The organism is Microbacterium kyungheense, assembly GCF_006783905.1.
Taxonomy (GTDB): domain Bacteria; phylum Actinomycetota; class Actinomycetes; order Actinomycetales; family Microbacteriaceae; genus Microbacterium; species Microbacterium kyungheense.
Map to the genome: position 1 here is coordinate 132,468 of NZ_VFPE01000007.1, position 15,891 is coordinate 148,358.

At 71.8% G+C, this 15,891-nt stretch carries 13 protein-coding genes; 4 read left to right on the forward strand and 9 right to left on the reverse strand.

Going from position 1 to position 15,891, the window contains the following annotated elements; all coding sequences use genetic code 11:
- Positions 1 to 6 precede the first annotated feature (6 nt).
- Complete coding sequence (locus FB391_RS17935) at positions 7 to 324, reverse strand: ArsR/SmtB family transcription factor (RefSeq protein ID WP_141896455.1); 318 nt, start codon at positions 322 to 324, stop codon at positions 7 to 9.
- A gap of 54 nt (positions 325 to 378) precedes the next feature.
- On the opposite strand from FB391_RS17935, the gene FB391_RS17940 reads away from it, so the two are divergent.
- The gene (locus tag FB391_RS17940; RefSeq protein WP_141896456.1) at positions 379 to 1,584 is read left to right on the forward strand and encodes an MFS transporter; all 1,206 of its coding nucleotides are present in this window, start codon (positions 379 to 381) and stop codon (positions 1,582 to 1,584) included.
- 13 nt (positions 1,585 to 1,597) lie between these two features.
- Here the strand turns inward: FB391_RS17940 and FB391_RS17945 are convergent, their stop codons facing one another.
- Positions 1,598 to 3,076: a helix-turn-helix transcriptional regulator gene (locus FB391_RS17945; RefSeq protein WP_246093601.1), complete on the reverse strand. Its 1,479-nt coding sequence runs from the start codon at positions 3,074 to 3,076 to the stop codon at positions 1,598 to 1,600.
- A gap of 205 nt (positions 3,077 to 3,281) precedes the next feature.
- Here FB391_RS17945 and aceB point away from each other — a divergent pair, with 205 nt between their 5' ends.
- On the forward strand, positions 3,282 to 4,946 hold the full coding sequence (gene aceB, locus FB391_RS17950; protein ID WP_425462966.1) for a malate synthase A: 1,665 nt from the start codon (positions 3,282 to 3,284) through the stop codon (positions 4,944 to 4,946).
- A gap of 32 nt (positions 4,947 to 4,978) precedes the next feature.
- Positions 4,979 to 6,571 carry an isocitrate lyase gene (locus tag FB391_RS17955; protein WP_141896457.1) on the forward strand — a complete coding sequence of 531 codons (1,593 nt, stop codon included), beginning with the start codon at positions 4,979 to 4,981 and terminating at the stop codon, positions 6,569 to 6,571.
- A 53-nt stretch (positions 6,572 to 6,624) separates the two neighbouring features.
- Here FB391_RS17955 and FB391_RS17960 read toward each other — a convergent pair whose 3' ends face one another.
- The 7 genes from FB391_RS17960 to pnuC are packed head-to-tail and all read right to left on the reverse strand — an operon-like array spanning position 6,625 to position 14,497.
- The gene (locus FB391_RS17960) at positions 6,625 to 7,977 is read right to left on the reverse strand and encodes a phenylacetate--CoA ligase family protein (protein WP_141896458.1); all 1,353 of its coding nucleotides are present in this window, start codon (positions 7,975 to 7,977) and stop codon (positions 6,625 to 6,627) included.
- Positions 7,970 to 8,578 (reverse strand): phosphohydrolase, encoded by a 609-nt coding sequence (locus tag FB391_RS17965; protein WP_141896459.1) that lies wholly within the window; start codon positions 8,576 to 8,578, stop codon positions 7,970 to 7,972. The genes FB391_RS17960 and FB391_RS17965 overlap by 8 nt, the downstream gene beginning before the upstream one ends.
- Positions 8,571 to 10,556 carry a vWA domain-containing protein gene (locus FB391_RS17970; protein ID WP_246093602.1) on the reverse strand — a complete coding sequence of 662 codons (1,986 nt, stop codon included), beginning with the start codon at positions 10,554 to 10,556 and terminating at the stop codon, positions 8,571 to 8,573. Before FB391_RS17970 ends, FB391_RS17965 begins: the two co-directional genes overlap by 8 nt.
- Positions 10,553 to 11,206, reverse strand: a complete 654-nt coding sequence (locus tag FB391_RS17975) for a potassium transporter Kef (protein ID WP_141896460.1) — start codon at positions 11,204 to 11,206, stop codon at positions 10,553 to 10,555. The genes FB391_RS17970 and FB391_RS17975 overlap by 4 nt, the downstream gene beginning before the upstream one ends.
- Positions 11,203 to 12,777 carry an AAA family ATPase gene (locus FB391_RS17980; protein WP_141896461.1) on the reverse strand — a complete coding sequence of 525 codons (1,575 nt, stop codon included), beginning with the start codon at positions 12,775 to 12,777 and terminating at the stop codon, positions 11,203 to 11,205. Before FB391_RS17980 ends, FB391_RS17975 begins: the two co-directional genes overlap by 4 nt.
- Positions 12,778 to 12,786: 9 nt before the next feature.
- Complete coding sequence (locus tag FB391_RS17985) at positions 12,787 to 13,914, reverse strand: AAA family ATPase (RefSeq protein WP_185843159.1); 1,128 nt, start codon at positions 13,912 to 13,914, stop codon at positions 12,787 to 12,789.
- Positions 13,886 to 14,497, reverse strand: coding sequence for a nicotinamide riboside transporter PnuC (gene pnuC, locus FB391_RS17990; protein WP_141896463.1), 612 nt, complete (start codon positions 14,495 to 14,497; stop codon positions 13,886 to 13,888). The genes FB391_RS17985 and pnuC overlap by 29 nt, the downstream gene beginning before the upstream one ends.
- 135 nt (positions 14,498 to 14,632) lie before the next feature.
- Here pnuC and FB391_RS17995 point away from each other — a divergent pair, with 135 nt between their 5' ends.
- On the forward strand, positions 14,633 to 15,835 hold the full coding sequence (locus tag FB391_RS17995) for a pyridoxal phosphate-dependent aminotransferase (protein ID WP_141896464.1): 1,203 nt from the start codon (positions 14,633 to 14,635) through the stop codon (positions 15,833 to 15,835).
- Positions 15,836 to 15,891: the final 56 nt, after the last annotated feature.

A 15,891-nucleotide genomic window follows, 5' to 3' on the forward strand; every position in this document is an offset into this window, starting at 1 on the left:
AGCCCTTCAGTCGGTCAGCAGCGCCTCGATGAGGCCGGGGAACCGCTCGTCGAGCTCTGCCCGGCGCAGCTGGATGGCGTGCGTGCGGCCGCTCACGATCGTCCGCGTGAGGCCCGCCTCGCGCAGCGTCTTGAAATGGTGCGACAGCGTCGACTTCTGGATGCCCAGGCCCCACACGTCGTATCCCTTGGAGTGCGGCTCGCCGTCGGCGAGCACGCGCACGATCGACAGCCGGGCCGGATCCGCCAGCGCGCGCAGTACGCCGACGAGGTCGACATCGTCGATGTCGGGCGCCGGGTACGGGTCGGCGGCGTCGGCAGGCACAGCATCCTCCCCGAATTGTTTGACGGTGATCGAACAATACCCTACGGTGACCGTATGACCACGATCGAACAATCGTACCGCGAAACCATCGGCCGGCTCATCGTGCTCGCCGGTGCGACCTTCCTGGTGGGAACCAACGCCTTCGTCATCGCGGGCCTGCTCCCCCGCATCGCCGGCTCGCTGCACGCCACCGAGGGCGCAGTCAGTTACACGGTCACCGCCTATGCGCTCGTGGTCGCGCTCGCGGCGCCGGCGATCGCCGTGCTGCTGCCGCGTACCCGGCCGCGGGTGCTCATGGCCGCCGGCGCTCTGCTGTTCGCCGCCGGTGCCGCCATCACGGCACTCGCCACCGGCGTCGAGTGGTTCACCGTCGGACGCGTCGTCGCGGCGTTCGGCGGCGCGGCCCTCGTCCCCACCGCCACGGCCGTCGCCGCACAGCTCGGCCCCGCCGAGCGACGCGGCCGCTCGCTCGCGATCGTCGGTGCGGGCTTCACGCTGGCGACCGCCCTGGGCGCCCCGCTCGGCACCGCCCTGGGCAGTGTCGTCGGGTGGCGGACACCCCTGTGGATCCTCGCGGCCTGCGGACTCGTGTGGGCCGCGCCCCTGCTCGCGCTCTTCCGGCTCCCCGCCCGCGGCGGCTCCGCCACGCTGCGCGAGCGGTTCGCTCCGCTCGCGGACGCCCGTGTCGTGCTCACCCTCGGCGCCGTCGTGCTGACGGTGGCCGCGTTCAACATCGTGTACATCTTCAGCGCGGCCGTCTCGGCGCCGGCGACCGACGGTTCGGGCGCGCAGCTCGCGACGCTGCTGCTCGTCTACGGTGCAGCGGGGGTCGTCGGCAACGCGATCGCGGGCGGCCTCACCGACCGGCTCGGCAGCCGCGCCGCGGCCGTGAGCGCGCTCGCGGTGCAGCTCGTGTGCCTCGTGGCGATCGCACCGCTGGAGAGCTCGTACATCGGGCTGCTCGTGGCGTTCGCGGCATGGGGAGCCGCCGCGTTCGCGATCACGATCCCGATCCAGCACCGGCTGGTCTCGCTCGCCCCCGAGTCGGCCGGGTTCACGATGTCGTGGTTCTCGACGGCGATGTACCTCGGCATCGCGATCGCTCCGCCGCTCGGCAACGTCGCGGACGCCGTCGGCGGTGCCGTTCTCATCCCGATCGCCGGGGCCGTCGCCACCGCCGCAGCCGTGCTGATGTTCCTCTCGGGCTACCGCCGGCGGCCGGCACGTACACTCGCCGACGCGGGCCAGCAGACCGCCTGACCCGCGGATCGTGTCAGCGCGGCGCGTGCGCCTCGAGGAACTCGTACAGATCGGTCGTGTCGACACCGGGGAACGAGCCGGTCGGCAGCGTCGCGAGCAGCGTGCGCGGCGTGCGGACGTTCGGCCAGGACTGCTCGCGCCACGAGGTCTCGAGCTCTGCGGGAGCACGGCGGCAGCACACCTCGACCGAGTGCTTCGAGACGCCGCGGTTCGGGGTGTCGCGACCGAGGAACCACTTCGTGTCGTCGAAGCGCACGCCCACCGAGACGGAGTGCGCACCCTCGCTCGACATCTCGACGCGCGCGGTGCACCAGTACGTGCCGTTGCCGGTGTCGGTGTACTGGTAGTACGGGTTGAAGTGGTCGTCGACGTCGAACACGACGCGTGAGGTCCACTTGCGGCAGCACATCTGCCCCTCGATCGAGCCGAGGCGGTCGGTCGGGAAGTTGACGTCGTCGTTCTCGTAGACCTTCGTGATGACGCCCGACTCGTGCACCTTCAGGAAGTGCACGGGCAGCCCGAGGTGCACCGTCGCGAGGTTCGTGAAGCGGTGCGCGGCGCTCTCGTACGAGACCGAGTAGGCGTCGCGGAGGTCCTCGATCGAGATGGCGCGGTCGTTCTTGGCGTCCTGCAGGAACGGCACCGCGTGAGCCTCGGGGATCAGCAGCGCGCCGGTCAGGTAGTTGGTCTCGACGCGCTGACGCAGGAAGTCCGCGTACGAGGTGGGCTCCCGGTGCCCGAGGATCCGGCTCGACAGCGCCTGCAGCACCGCCGTGCGCGGGTCGCCCTTCGCGGTGAGCCGGCTCGACAGGTACAGGCGCCCGTTCTTGATGTCGGCGACAGACCGCGTCGTCTGCGGCAGGTCGGGCACGTAGTGCAGGGTGAACCCGAGATGCGCGGCGATATCGGATGCCGTGCGCTGGGTGAGCGGACCGCCCGGGTGATCGACGGCGTCGAGGATGCGGCGCGCCTGCTCCTCCAGCTCGGGGAAGTAGTTGTTCTGCGTGCGCATGAGCTTGCGGAGGGCGACGTTGGCCCGCCGCGCCTCTTCCGGCGTCGCCGCACGCTCGTCGCGCAGCCGCTCGATCTCGCCCTGCAGCGCGATCATGGCCTTCAGAGCCTCGGTCGGAACCGTCTTGCCGATGCGGAAGGGCGGGATGCCGAGGGCCTGAAAGGTCTGCCCGCGCATCGCGCGCTCCAGCGAGATCTCCAGCGTCGCGCGCTCGTCCAGCGGCTCGGACTCGAGGATCGCCTCGATCGACGAGCCGAGGGCGCGGGCGATCGACTGCAGCAGCGACAGCTTCGGCTCGCGACGACCGTTCTCGATCATCGACAGCTGGCTGGGGGCGCGGTCCACAGCGTTCGCGAGCTCTTCGAGGGTCATGCCGCGGTCCGCGCGCAGCTGCCGGATGCGCCGGCCGATGGTGAGGGGATCCACCTCTCCATCGTCGGGTTCTTCTGGCCGGCGATCGGTGCTCGTCAGCGTCGTCATGGGGCGATTCTGTCACGAAAACAGAAATCTGCTGAAACTTCACAGCGGATTTGGTCGTCTGAGGCCCCGAACTTCACCGGATAGTGGACACACGAACGACCGATCGATCCAGAACGCGGATCACGGGACGCCCGGACCCGGCACACACGCCGGGGGCGGGCATCCTTCCCCTCCACACCGCACTCGCACACAGGAAGGCAGGGACATGACACCTGCGACCGCCACCCCGATGCGCACCCGCACCGGACCGATCCCCACCCAGACACACCAGCCGACGCTCGAGATCGCCGGCCGCCTCGAACCCCGCTACGACGAGATCCTCACGCCCGAGGCGATCACGTTCCTCATCGAGCTGCACCAGCGCTTCGGCGCCCGTCGCCACGACCGGCTCGCCGACCGCATGCGCCGCCGGTTCGAGATCGGCAACGGCCACGACCCGCAGTTCCGCGACGACACGCGCCACATCCGTGAGGACGCGGACTGGCAGGTCGCCGGCGCCGGGCCCGGGCTCGAGGACCGCCGCGTCGAGATCACCGGCCCGACCGACCCGAAGATGACGATCAACGCCCTGAATTCGGGCGCGAAGGTGTGGCTCGCCGATCAGGAGGACGCCACCAGCCCCACGTGGCAGAACGTCATCGAGGGCCAGCTGTCGCTCCGCGACGCCATCCGCGGGGAGCTGGAGTACACGAGCCCCGAGGGCAAGCGCTACGAGGTGACCGCCGCCCAGACGCCGACGATCGTGATGCGACCGCGCGGCTGGCACCTGCCCGAGGCGCACCTGCGCTTCACCGACCGGACGGGCCGCACGCTCGCCGCGTCGGGTTCGCTCGTGGACTTCGGCCTGTACTTCTTCCACAATGCCGAGGCTCTGATCGCGAACGGCCGCGGCCCGTACTTCTACATCGCCAAGCTCGAGTCCAGCGAAGAGGCGAAGCTGTGGGACGACGTGTTCTCGTTCAGCGAGCAGTACATCGGGATCCCGCACGGCACCATCCGCGCCACCGTGCTGATCGAGACGCTGCCGGCGGCGTTCGAGATGGAAGAGATCCTCTACGAGCTGCGCGACCACGTCGCGGGCCTGAACGCCGGACGCTGGGACTACATCTTCTCGATCATCAAGAACTACCGCGGCCGCGGCGCGCGCTTCGTGCTCCCCGACCGCAGCGAGGTGACGATGACGGTCCCGTTCATGCGGGCCTACACCGAGCTGCTCGTGCAGACGTGCCACAAGCGCGGCGCCTTCGCGATCGGCGGCATGAGCGCCTTCATCCCGAACCGCCGCGACCCCGAGGTGACCGCACGCGCGTTCGAGAAGGTCGCCGCCGACAAGAAGCGCGAGGCCGGCGACGGCTTCGACGGCACGTGGGTGGCCCACCCCGACCTGATCCCCACGGCACGCGCCGAGTTCGACGCCGTCCTGGGCGATCGGCCGAACCAGCTCGACCGGCAGCGTCCCGAGGTGCGGGTGAGCGCGGCGGACCTGATCGACGTGCACATCGGGCGCCCGGTGACCACGGCGGGCGTCCACGCGAACGTCTCGGTGGCGATCCGCTACCTGGAGGCGTGGCTGCGAGGTCTCGGCGCGGTGGCGATCGACAACCTCATGGAGGATGCCGCGACCGCCGAGATCAGCCGCAGCCAGGTGTGGCAGTGGATCCACCAGGACCGCGCCACCGACGACGGCACCGCGATCACCCGCGACTACATCGAGGGGCTGATCGACCAGGTGCTGGGCGAGGTCCAGCGCCACGACGCCGACCGGTTCGACGACGCGGCCGAGATCTTCCGCGAGGTCGCCCTCGGCCAGGAGTTCCCGGCGTTCCTGACCCTGCCCGCATACTCCCGCTACCTGACCGACGCCGAGTGACCCGGCACCGACGCAACGAACAAGGAACAGACATGACCTCCTACCAGGACGACATCGACGCCATACGGGCGCTCAGAGAGCAGAACGGCCCGAGCTGGGACGCCATCGACCCGGAGTCCGTCGCCCGCATGCGGGCGCAGAACCGGTTCCGCACGGGGCTGGAGATCGCGCAGTACACGGCCGACATCATGCGCCGCGACATGGCCGAGTACGACGCCGACTCGTCCGTCTACACCCAGTCGCTCGGCGTGTGGCACGGCTTCATCGGGCAGCAGAAGCTCATCTCGATCAAGAAGCACCTGAAGTCGACGAACAAGCGCTACCTGTACCTGTCGGGGTGGATGGTCGCGGCCCTCCGCTCGGAGTTCGGGCCGCTCCCCGACCAGTCGATGCACGAGAAGACGGCGGTGCCGGCGCTGATCGAGGAGCTCTACACGTTCCTGCGCCAGGCCGACGCGCGCGAGCTCGACCTGCTGTTCACGAGGCTCGACGACGCGCGTGCCGCGGGCGACGACACCGCCGTCGAGTTCATCCAGTCGCAGATCGACAACCACGAGACCCACGTGGTGCCGATCATCGCCGACATCGACGCGGGCTTCGGCAACCCCGAGGCCACGTACCTCCTGGCGAAGAAGATGATCGAGGCGGGCGCATGCGCCATCCAGATCGAGAACCAGGTGTCCGACGAGAAGCAGTGCGGCCACCAGGACGGCAAGGTCACCGTCCCGCACGAGGACTTCATCGCGAAGCTGAACGCCGTGCGGTACGCGTTCCTCGAGCTCGGGATCGACAACGGCGTCATCGTGGCGCGCACCGATTCGCTCGGCGCCGGTCTGACGCAGAAGCTCGCCGTCACCCGCGAGCCCGGCGACCTCGGCGACCAGTACAACGCGTTCCTCGACGTGGAAGAGATCTCGGACGCCGACCTCGGCAACGGCGATGTCGTCATCAAGCGCGACGGCAGGCTGCTGCGGCCGAAGCGCCTGGCGAGCAACCTCTACCAGTTCCGACCGGGAACCGGTGAGGAGCGTGTGGTGCTCGACTGCATCACGTCGCTGCGCAACGGCGCCGACCTGCTGTGGATCGAGACCGAGAAGCCGCACGTCGAGCAGATCGCGGGAATGGTGGATGCCATCCGCGCCGAGATCCCGAACGCCAAGCTCGTCTACAACAACAGCCCGTCGTTCAACTGGACGCTCAACTTCCGCCAGCAGGCGTACGACCTGCTCGCCGAGCGGGGCGAGGACGTCTCGGCCTACGACCGGGGCGACCTGATGAGCGTCGCGTACGACGACACCGAGCTGGCGCGCCTGGCAGACGAGAAGATCCGCACCTTCCAGCGCGACGGGTCCGCCCGCGCCGGGATCTTCCACCACCTCATCACCCTGCCGACGTACCACACGGCGGCGCTGTCGACCGATGACCTCGCGAAGGGCTACTTCGGCGACGAGGGGATGCTGGCGTACGTGAAGGGCGTCCAGCGTCGCGAGATCCGCGAGGGCATCGCCACCGTCAAGCACCAGAACATGGCAGGCAGCGACATCGGCGACAACCACAAGGAGTACTTCGCCGGTGAGGCCGCCCTCAAGGCCGGCGGTCAGCACAACACGATGAACCAGTTCTGAAGAACAGTGGATGCCGCCACCCGGCCGGGTGGCGGCATCCACTGTTCCCGGCGTCAGCGGGCGGCGCTGCGATACCGGCGCGGCTTGCCCTCGCCGAGGTCGCCGAGCCGGTCGACGCGCTCGATCGTGAGCGGCTGGTCGAGGAGTGCCACCAGCGCGCGGCGCAGCGCATCCGCGTCGCCGCCCGCGATGCGGGCGTCCACACCGCCCGCGGCATCCTGTTCGACGCTCCAGCCGCGCGCTCCGTGCGTCTGCAGCTGCTGGGTGAGGTCCACGCACGGCACGGGGGCGCCGTCGCCGCGCACGAACACGGTGTGCTCGCGGCCTTCGAGGTCCGCGATCCCCGTCGCGCCGTCCGGCAGCACGACGAGACGGCCGAAGTCTCCGGTGCGATAGCGCACCAGGGGCAGCAGCGGGTTCTCGCCCGCGGTCACGGTGATCTCGCCCACCTCGCCGTCGGCGACGGGCAGCCCGTCGGCGTCGAGCGTCTCGACGAGCACGCGCCGGTCGAGCACGCGGAACGGCCCGTCGTCGGTGCGCACCGCGACGGGCCGGGTCTCGTGCAGGCCGTACACGTCGAACACGGGGCACGCGAACGCGTCCACGAGGTCGGCGCGCAGCGGCGCCGAGAGCGCCATCGCTCCCGAGAACAGCACGAGCGGTCGCGCGGCGGCGCGAAGGTCGGGCGCGAGCAGCTCCGCGAGGCTCGTCGGGTTGCCGGTGATCGCCTGCGGTGCGGCATCCCTCAAGAAGTCGGAGCGATCGGATGCCGAGGCCCACGCGCTCCCGTGCAGGTTGACCCGGGCCATCGCCCGCTGCGCGAACGAGCTCACGAGCGAGACATACGTGAACGCCTGCCGCTGATGCACGACGTTCACCAGTGCGAGCCGTTCGCCGTCGGGCCGCCAGCGGACCCCCGCCTCGCCGGCGAGCGACACGAGCAGGTGGAAGCCGCGCGCGACCTCTTCGACGTCGTCGGGGATGAGCAGGGCGGCACCGGTGGACCCCGAACTCGAGCCGTGGAGCATCCGCTCGAGGTCGACGTCGAACGGCACGAACGCCGCGAGGTCGTCGACGAGGTCGGCGCGGGTGACGGGCGGGAAGTCCCGGAGTCCGTCGAGGCCGCGCATCCGGCGGTAGTGCAGCAGCCCGCGCGCGGTGTCGAGGTGCGCGTCGAGCCATCCGTCTGTCGGCAGCGGCGACCGCACGCGTTCGACGGCGTCCGCGGTGAGGCGGTCGCCGGTCGCGTGCACCCACTGCGGGGCGGAGGGATGCCGGCGCCACCGCTGCAGGCGGGCGAGGCCCGCGGCATCCATGGTGGGCCATCGCTCCGCGTCGGTCAGCACCGCCGTCGCGCCAGGCGTGTACTCGGCGAGCGCGAGCGGATCGTCGGCGCGGTCACTCACTGGAGTACCTCGCCGCGGCCTCGCGGGCCCGGGCGTCGGCGAGGCGCCGCGCGATCTCTGCGCGGTGGTTGTGCTCGGCGAACGCCTCGGCCAGGGCCGCGTTGCGGCGCAGCGAGTCGCGTGCGTCCAGCAGCGATCGGGCGGTGTGCGCATCCTCGCCCGCCGGCAGGAAGCCGCACCACAGCAGGAAGGTGCGCGCGGCCTCCTCGCGCCGCTCGTCATCGAACAGCCAGTCCATCGGCGCGGCGACGGGCGCCAGCCGCAGCGCCAGCGCGTCGACGGCGAGTGCGGGGGTGCCGCCGGTCAGGGGCGGATCGAAGGGTTCCAGGACGTCTTCGCTCGCGACGAGCCACAGCCCGATCGCCGCCCCCTGGCGGACGCGCTCGTCGTCGGCGTGCGCGGTCGCCGTGACGCCGCGACCGAGGATGTCGCCGGCGAGCGCCGCGATCGAGACGTCCGCGTCGAGGAACGGCTTTGGCACGCTCGACAGCCGCGCCGCGACGGCGGCGAGCGCGGGCCCCGGCCGTGCGGCATCCCACTGCGCGTCCAGGGCGGGCGCGGCAGCCGCCCACACTCCGAGGATCCGGTCGGCCTCAGCCATGCAGCACCTCCGCGAGCCGCGCGCACGCGCGCGGCGCGTCGTCCATCTTCGTCACGTAGAGCATGTCGTACCCGGCCGCGGCGGCGAGGCCCTCGACGCGCCGCGCGGAGTCCAGCACCACGAGCGACCCCGTCGTCAGCTTCGTGCGCACGCGCGCGGCGACACCGGCGAACGGCTCGTTGCCCACGCCGAACATCGACGTGAGCCCATCGTCCGACAGCACGACGAGGTGCCGGCGGACGGCGTCCCCGGACGCCCCGGACTCCGGCAGCGCGGGCAGCGGGTCGTAGCGGCGGGCCAGGAGATCGAGCGGGAAGGACGTGCCCCCGCCGAAGTACAGGGCGAGGTCTGCCGCGATGCGCACGTGGTCACGACTGAAGCCGTCCGACCCGCCCACCTCACCCGGGCCGGAAAAACTCGTGACCCGCACCCGTCCGCCGCCGCGGAGCACCGACAGCGCGAGGATGGTGCCGGCGAGGATCGCGGCCGATCCGCGTGTCGGGGCCGGCATCGAGCCGGACGAGTCGATGTAGAGGTCGAGCTCGATCCCCGTCTCGCGGGGTGTCGGCTCATCGTCGAGGTACGACCGGCGGCGCGTCGTGACGCCGGGGACGACGACGGGTGCCGCCTGCAGCGTGGCCGGCCAGTCGAGGTCGGCGAGGTCGTCGCCGGCCTCCCACGTCTCGAGGGGACCGGGCAGCTCGGGCGCGGGCGCCGCCGGGCGGCGCTGCGTGAACGGCCGCACCCAGCGCGCCGCCTCGGCGCGGTACCACGTCGCCAGCACCGCTGCAGGATCGGAGCCTTCGTACAGCGCGAGGGTCTGGGCGACGCCGAACCCCTGGCCGGCCCCCTGCCTGCCCGACGCAGCGGTGTCGCCGATCGCGTCCTTGCCCGCGCCGGCGCGGCCGGGATCGGTCGCTCGCACGCGCAGGGGCACGTTGCCGTGCAGTCTCGGGTCGGCGAAGACGCGGCCGAGCTCGTCCGCGGTGGCCGGCGCGGAGTCGGCTGCGCAGGCGCCGCCCGGGGGCCCGGCGGGCGCGGGGGCTCCCGGCGCGCCGGCATCCGGCCGGGATGGCCCGGACGCGGCGCGCTCGCGCTGCCGAGCCCGCTCCTCGGCGACGAGGTACGGTGCCATCACGACGCCGAAGCGCAGCGCGCCCGAGACCGCGTCGCTCGCGAAGGTGCGCACGATGCGGGCCACGTCGTCGGCGTCGAGCACGGGATGCACGGTGACCGCCGCCTCGAGCTCGGCCGCGACGCGCGCCGCCGCCGCGCGCGCCTCGCGGAGCGCCTTCTCCTTCTCTCGGAAGCGCTCAGGCACCCGATCGAGCGGACGGTCCGCGTCGGGCGGCGCCTCGGCCCGTGCGGGCGGCGAGACCGGCGGGGGCACGAGCGCGCACAGCTCGCCGGCGGCGAGGTTCCACAGGAGCTCGTACGCCCGCAGGTACACCCACCACAGCGGTCGTGCGGTCTCGCGGCCGCCCCGATACATCAGCCGGGACGTGCGGACGATGCCCGGCTCGCCGGCCGGAACCTGGCCGCGGGCGTCACGCCGACGCTGCAGCAGGGCGACCCGGGTGTTGACCAGCAGGTCGGTCCACAGGTTCGACAGCAGGGACACGTCGTCGTCGCGGACCGCTGTGGCTCCGGCGGCGACGAGCGCCCGCGCCAGCTGATGGCGGATCTTGAGCTGGTCGATGCGGGTGCTGGGCGCGAGTGCGTGGTGGCCGAGCTCGTGCGCGAACACGCTCTCCAGTTCGGCGCCGGCGCCCAGGTCCGCCAGCATCGCGGGGTCGACGGCGATCGCCGGCGGGAACGTGAACCACGCGGCCGCTCCGTGCTCGGCGCCCGCTCCCGGCAGCAGCCGCGCATCGCCCATCCGGACGCCCCACAGCTCCTGCGCCCGCTCCCAGGCCTCTCGCGCAGGCCCCTCCAGGGCGACGCGTTCGGGCACCGGCGCGAGCCGCGGCTTCATCATGCGGCATCCCCCGCATGCACCCACGCCAGGTACGAGTCCGCCAGGCACACGATCGACGTGCCCGAAGCGGATGCCGCCGCCCGCGGCTGCGCGTCCAGCCGCGCGAGCCGCGCCCCCCACACATCGGCGTCCAGCCGCCACCAGTCCGCGCCGGCCCGGATCGCGAACACACCCGCGTCGCCGAGCGGGTGTCCCGCATCGGGGGCGGAGGTCCACGTGCCCCCCAGCCCGCGGAACCCGCCGACCGCGCAGACGTACCCTCGCGCGTCGGCGCGCCCCGGCCACCAGAACCTGTCGGTCCGCTGCCGCTCGGCGAACTCGTCGATCGCGTCCTCGGCGAGGAACAGCGCCGCGGCGGCCGCGCGTCGCCCTGCCGCGTCCGCACGCAGCACGTCCAGCCGCGCGAGGGCGTCCTCGCGCAGCGCCAGCGCGCCCGAACGCCACGCGGCGAGGCCCGCGAGCGCCACTGTGTGCTCGGGTGCGGCATCCCGCTGCTGGGCCGCGGCGAGCGATGCGCCGAACCGCCCCGCGTCGCCACCGGCCGCGCGGACGTTGCGCGCCGCGACCGCGAGGTCCAGGCCCGCCACCGGCTGCGGAGCCCCCGATGCCGGCACACCGCGATTCGCGAGGTGTCCGGGCCGGCGGATCATGCCTGCCGCTCCGCCCAACGCAGGTACGCGGTGTACCGCTGGTGCAGATACTTGAGCGTCGTAAGATCGTCGAAGTCGCGCCCGTAGAGCTTGCCCGCGGCCGAGATCGCCCGCACGCGCGCCTCGATCTCGGTGAGACGCCGGGATGCCTCCACCGCCGTCACGCCGTCGAGGCCCTGATCCAGCTGCCCGAGCAGCTCGCGCACCGGATCGTCCTGGTCGCGTCCGAGAACGTCGTACTGGCGGCACGACTCGGCGAACAGGTCGCCGAGCCAGCTGACGACGTCGGTGGCGAGCTCGTGCTCGGCGCCGATGTCGAACCGCGGATGCGTGGTGTTGGGCAGCAGCTTGCCGCGCAGCACGAAGGGCAGCATCGCCGCCACGTCGTCGATCCCGACGGCCGGACGGCCGCGGAACCACGCGATCGCCTTGGCGTACACGATGAGGGTCTGCAGGGCTCGCACCGACAGTCCGTTGACGGTCTGGGCGCCGAGGTCGGCGGTGAGATCGGCGCCGGAGTTGCCGTCGATGACCTCCGCGACGCGTCCGCCGGCGGTGGTCACGGTGTCTTTCGTGCGGTACTCGAACCGGCGGCCGCCGCCCTGTACGAACTCGAAATGGCTGAGGAAGAACTCCAGGCGCCGGCGCACGTCCGGCGGCATCGGCACCGCGCGGATCTCGTCGCGCATGCGCGCGTGCTCGTCGGGTGCGAACACCAGCTCGGCCGGCACGTGCTCCTCGGGCTTCTCACCGGCCTCGACGCGGGTGACGAGCTCGTCGAGGAAGCGGCTGTTGAAGCTCGCGGCCTGCACCGTCACGTCCATGCGGTCGCGCAGCGCCTGGATGACCGGGAACGTGCCGCCGCCGGCATCGTCGTTGGCCGTGAAGAACCAGCTCTCGACGCCACGATCGGGGTTCGTGCGGTGCATCTGGTCGTGGCTCTCGACGTAGCCTTCGGCGACCATCGTCAGCAGCGCCGACTGCGTCTTGGTGGGGATGCGGTTGTACTCGTCGACGATCTTCACCGGACGCGTCAGCCACCCCCGCCACGCGATGCCGATGTCGGTGAGGCTCGACGCGTTGATGAGGTCGCGCGGCAGCGGGATGCCGACGAGATCGCTGATCGTCAGCTGGGGCTGACCCTGCTGCACGCCGCGTCGGACCTCTTCGGCCGACGAGCCCGACAGGACGCCCATGATGACCGCGACGGTGGTCTTGCCGCGTCCGGGCCCGCCGACCAGCAGGCACTTGCCGCCCACCGCGAACGACAGCAGCGGGAGCAGCACGTTCGACGAGAACGAGGCGTCGGTGGGGAGCGTGAGCACGGCGCCCGCGTCGCCGAGCGGGAAGCTCACCGGTGCGCCGTGCGAGAACTCGATGTCGTAGTACGGCGAGATGACGGCGCGGTTGACGATCCAGTAATAGGTGCGGCGCAGCTTCTCATCCAGCGGCACGTGCGTCTGCCCGATCGGCTCGGCGCGGAACAGATCTTCGGCGGTGAGCTGTTCGATGCCGTCCGCGGCCGCAGGGGTGGTGGGTGACTCCGAGACCTTGTGCCAGCGATCCGCCATCGCGCCAGCCTAACGGCGCGCCGCGACGGCGTCGGCGGCCGCGCGCTGCAGGGCGATCTGCTCGTCGTGCGGCCGCCCTTCCAGCGGGGCCGCGAACGAGAGCCGGCGAGCGATCGCCGCGTCGATGAGCGGGAGGGATGCCGCCACTCGCGCCGCGACGTCGCCCCGGACTTCCGCCCACGGGACCGGCTGGGCGGCGAGCACGTCGCGGAAGCGACCCTGCATGGCGTGGCGGATGTGCTCGCCGTCGCGCATGCCGTCCTGCACGAACGGGATTTCGTCGCCCGTGAGCAGGTACAGGTCGGGGCGGTGCTCGTCCGCGCGCGCGTGGATGCGCTCCGCGCCGCCCGTACCCGACGAGGTCGTGCCCACGTAGCGCTCGTGCCACAGGGCCGTCGCCAGCACATCGGTGTCGCACACCAGCAGCGGCACGGGGACCCGCCGCAGCGCGGCATCCTCCAGCCCGATCTGGCGGTCGACGATCAGGTCGAACTCGTCGCTGCGCCACGGCGCGTCCAGGCCGCCGTCGCGGGTGACCGACAGCTCGCGCCCGTACTCGGGCACCCACGAGGTGCCGTAGGCGGCCGCGAGCGCCTCGGCGAGCGTCGTCGACCCCGTCGACTCGGCGCCCAGCACGACGACGCGGGCGGCGAGCGAGGCCCGCACGGCCGGCGCCAGCTCGTGCCAGTGGGCTGCGGCGTCGGCGCGGATCGCGGTGCCCGAGACCGGATTGCGGGTACGACCGGGATCGACCTGCACCCACCGCGCGCCCAGGCGCCGCGCCAGTTCGGCGCCGTACGCGTCGGAGGTGAACACCGCGTCGACGGGAGCGTCCAGCAGTCCGGCGATGACCGCGGTGTGCGCGGCCCATGCGTCGTCGCTGCCGAAGTCGACGGGGGCGTCGTCGATCGCGGCGACGACGCGGACGCCGGGGTGCTCCTCGCGGATCCAGTCGGCACGCACCTCGAGGGGGATGGACTCGACCGATGCCGCCAGCACCTGGACGGTGACACGGTCGCTCGAGCGCAGCGCCTCGCGAATGAGGTGCGAATGGCCCGCGTGCAGCGGGTAGAACTTTCCGATCACCAGCCCGTGACGGAACTCACGCTCACGCACGGGCGGGCTCCGGTGCGGCATCCACTCGGCTCTCTCCGCGCTCGACCGTGCGCCATGAGCGCCAGCCGTACACGCAGAGCGCGATGAACAGGGCGTAGAGCGCGGCGATGATCCACAGACCGGTCACGAGCGACAGCGCGACGAAGGCGACGTCGACGCCGATCCACACGAACCAGTTCTCGATCCACTTGCGGTTGAGCATGTACTGCGCGACGAGGCTGGCGGACGTCGTCGCCGCGTCCGCCAGGGCGACCTGCGAGTCCGTGAAGGTCGCGAGCACCCACGCCAGCAGCGCCGTGCCGACGAGCCCCGCGGCGATCAGCCAGCCGATCGCCCGGCGCGGCGTGCGGGCGATGTAGCCCTTGTCGTGCTCCTCGCCGCGCGTCCAGCGGATCCAGCCGTGCACGCCCAGCGCCAGGTACACCAGCTGCAGCCCGGCGGCGGCGTACAGGCCCGCCGGCACGAACACCACGAGGAACACGATGTTGTTCGCGATGCCGAGCGGGTACGTCCACACGTTGCGGCGGCCGGCCAGCAGCACGCACGCGGCGCCCGTCGCGAACCCGAGGATCTGGGTCCATTCCGCGAGAATCCAGTCGATCACCCTGTGAGCCTACGGAACGTGTGCGCCGCGCACGGTCGCGGTCTCCGGACGATCCGTCGCGGGACTGTCGGCTTCGGGGCCACTCGCGTCCGATCGGCGGCTGACCCGCGCCGCCGCGCGGACTACGCTCGAGGCGTGACCGAACGCGCACCGCTCTCCCGTAAGCTCTCCGCCATCGCCGAGTCCGCGACCCTGAAGGTCGATGCCAAGGCGAAGGCGCTGCAGGCCGCCGGCCGCCCCGTCATCTCGTATGCCGCCGGCGAGCCCGACTTCGCGACGCCGCAGTTCATCGTGGATGCCGCCGCCGAAGCGCTGCAGAACCCGGCGAACTTCCGCTACACGCCGGCCGCCGGCCTCCCGGTGCTGCGCGAAGCCATCGCGGCCAAGACGCTGCGCGACTCGGGACTCGAGGTCGACCCGTCGCAGATCATCGTCACGAACGGCGGCAAGCAGGCCGTCTACCAGGCGTTCCAGACCGTCGTGAACCCCGGTGACGAGGTGCTGCTGCCGGCGCCGTACTGGACGACGTACCCCGAGGCGATCGCGCTGGCCGACGGCACCCCCGTCGAGGTGTTCGCCGGCGCCGACCAGGACTACAAGGTCACCGTCGAGCAGCTCGAGGCCGCGCGCACCGACCGCACCGTCGCGCTCGTCTTCGTGTCGCCGTCGAACCCGACCGGGTCGGTGTACACGCTCGAAGAGACGAAGGCGATCGGCGAATGGGCGGTCGAGCACGGCATCTGGATCATCTCGGACGAGATCTACCAGAACCTCGTCTACGAGGGCACGCGCGCCGTCTCGATCGTCGAGGCCGTGCCCGCGGTGGCCGACCAGACGATCCTCGTCAACGGCGTGGCCAAGACCTACGCGATGACCGGGTGGCGCCTGGGCTGGATGCTCGGCCCGAAGGACGCCATCAAGATCGCCGGCAACCTGCAGTCGCACCTGTGCTCGAACGTCAACAACATCGCGCAGCGTGCGGCCGTCGCGGCGCTCACCGGCCCGCAGGACGAGGTCGAGCAGATGCGTCAGGCCTTCGACCGCCGCCGCCGCACCATCGTCGCCGAGCTGTCGAAGATCGACGGCGTCGAGGTGCCCACGCCGCTCGGCGCCTTCTATGCGTACCCCGACGTGCGTGGCCTGCTCGGCCGCGAGTGGGAGGGCGTCACCCCGACGACGTCGCTCGAGCTGGCGGACCTCATCCTCGAGAAGGCCGAGGTCGCGGTCGTCCCCGGCGAGGCCTTCGGCCCCTCGGGCTACCTGCGGCTGTCGTACGCCCTCGGCGACGACGCGCTGCTCGAAGGGGTTCAGCGCCTGCAGCGCCTCTTCGCGTCCTGACGCGCAACCTCTCCGGAACGTGGATGCCTCGCCCGAGGCATCCACGTTCCGTTTTT

What these genes read in the sequence shown, in the direction of transcription:
- FB391_RS17940 (WP_141896456.1), top strand. Translation starts at nt 379, where the DNA reads ATGACCACGATCGAACAATCGTACCGCGAAACCATCGGCCGGCTCATC.
- FB391_RS17945 (WP_246093601.1), bottom strand. Translation starts at nt 3,076, where the DNA reads ATGACGACGCTGACGAGCACCGATCGCCGGCCAGAAGAACCCGACGAT.
- aceB (WP_425462966.1), top strand. Translation starts at nt 3,282, where the DNA reads ATGACACCTGCGACCGCCACCCCGATGCGCACCCGCACCGGACCGATC.
- FB391_RS17955 (WP_141896457.1), top strand. Translation starts at nt 4,979, where the DNA reads ATGACCTCCTACCAGGACGACATCGACGCCATACGGGCGCTCAGAGAG.
- FB391_RS17965 (WP_141896459.1), bottom strand. Translation starts at nt 8,578, where the DNA reads ATGGCTGAGGCCGACCGGATCCTCGGAGTGTGGGCGGCTGCCGCGCCC.
- FB391_RS17970 (WP_246093602.1), bottom strand. Translation starts at nt 10,556, where the DNA reads ATGATGAAGCCGCGGCTCGCGCCGGTGCCCGAACGCGTCGCCCTGGAG.
- FB391_RS17975 (WP_141896460.1), bottom strand. Translation starts at nt 11,206, where the DNA reads ATGATCCGCCGGCCCGGACACCTCGCGAATCGCGGTGTGCCGGCATCG.
- FB391_RS17980 (WP_141896461.1), bottom strand. Translation starts at nt 12,777, where the DNA reads ATGGCGGATCGCTGGCACAAGGTCTCGGAGTCACCCACCACCCCTGCG.
- FB391_RS17985 (WP_185843159.1), bottom strand. Translation starts at nt 13,914, where the DNA reads ATGCCGCACCGGAGCCCGCCCGTGCGTGAGCGTGAGTTCCGTCACGGG.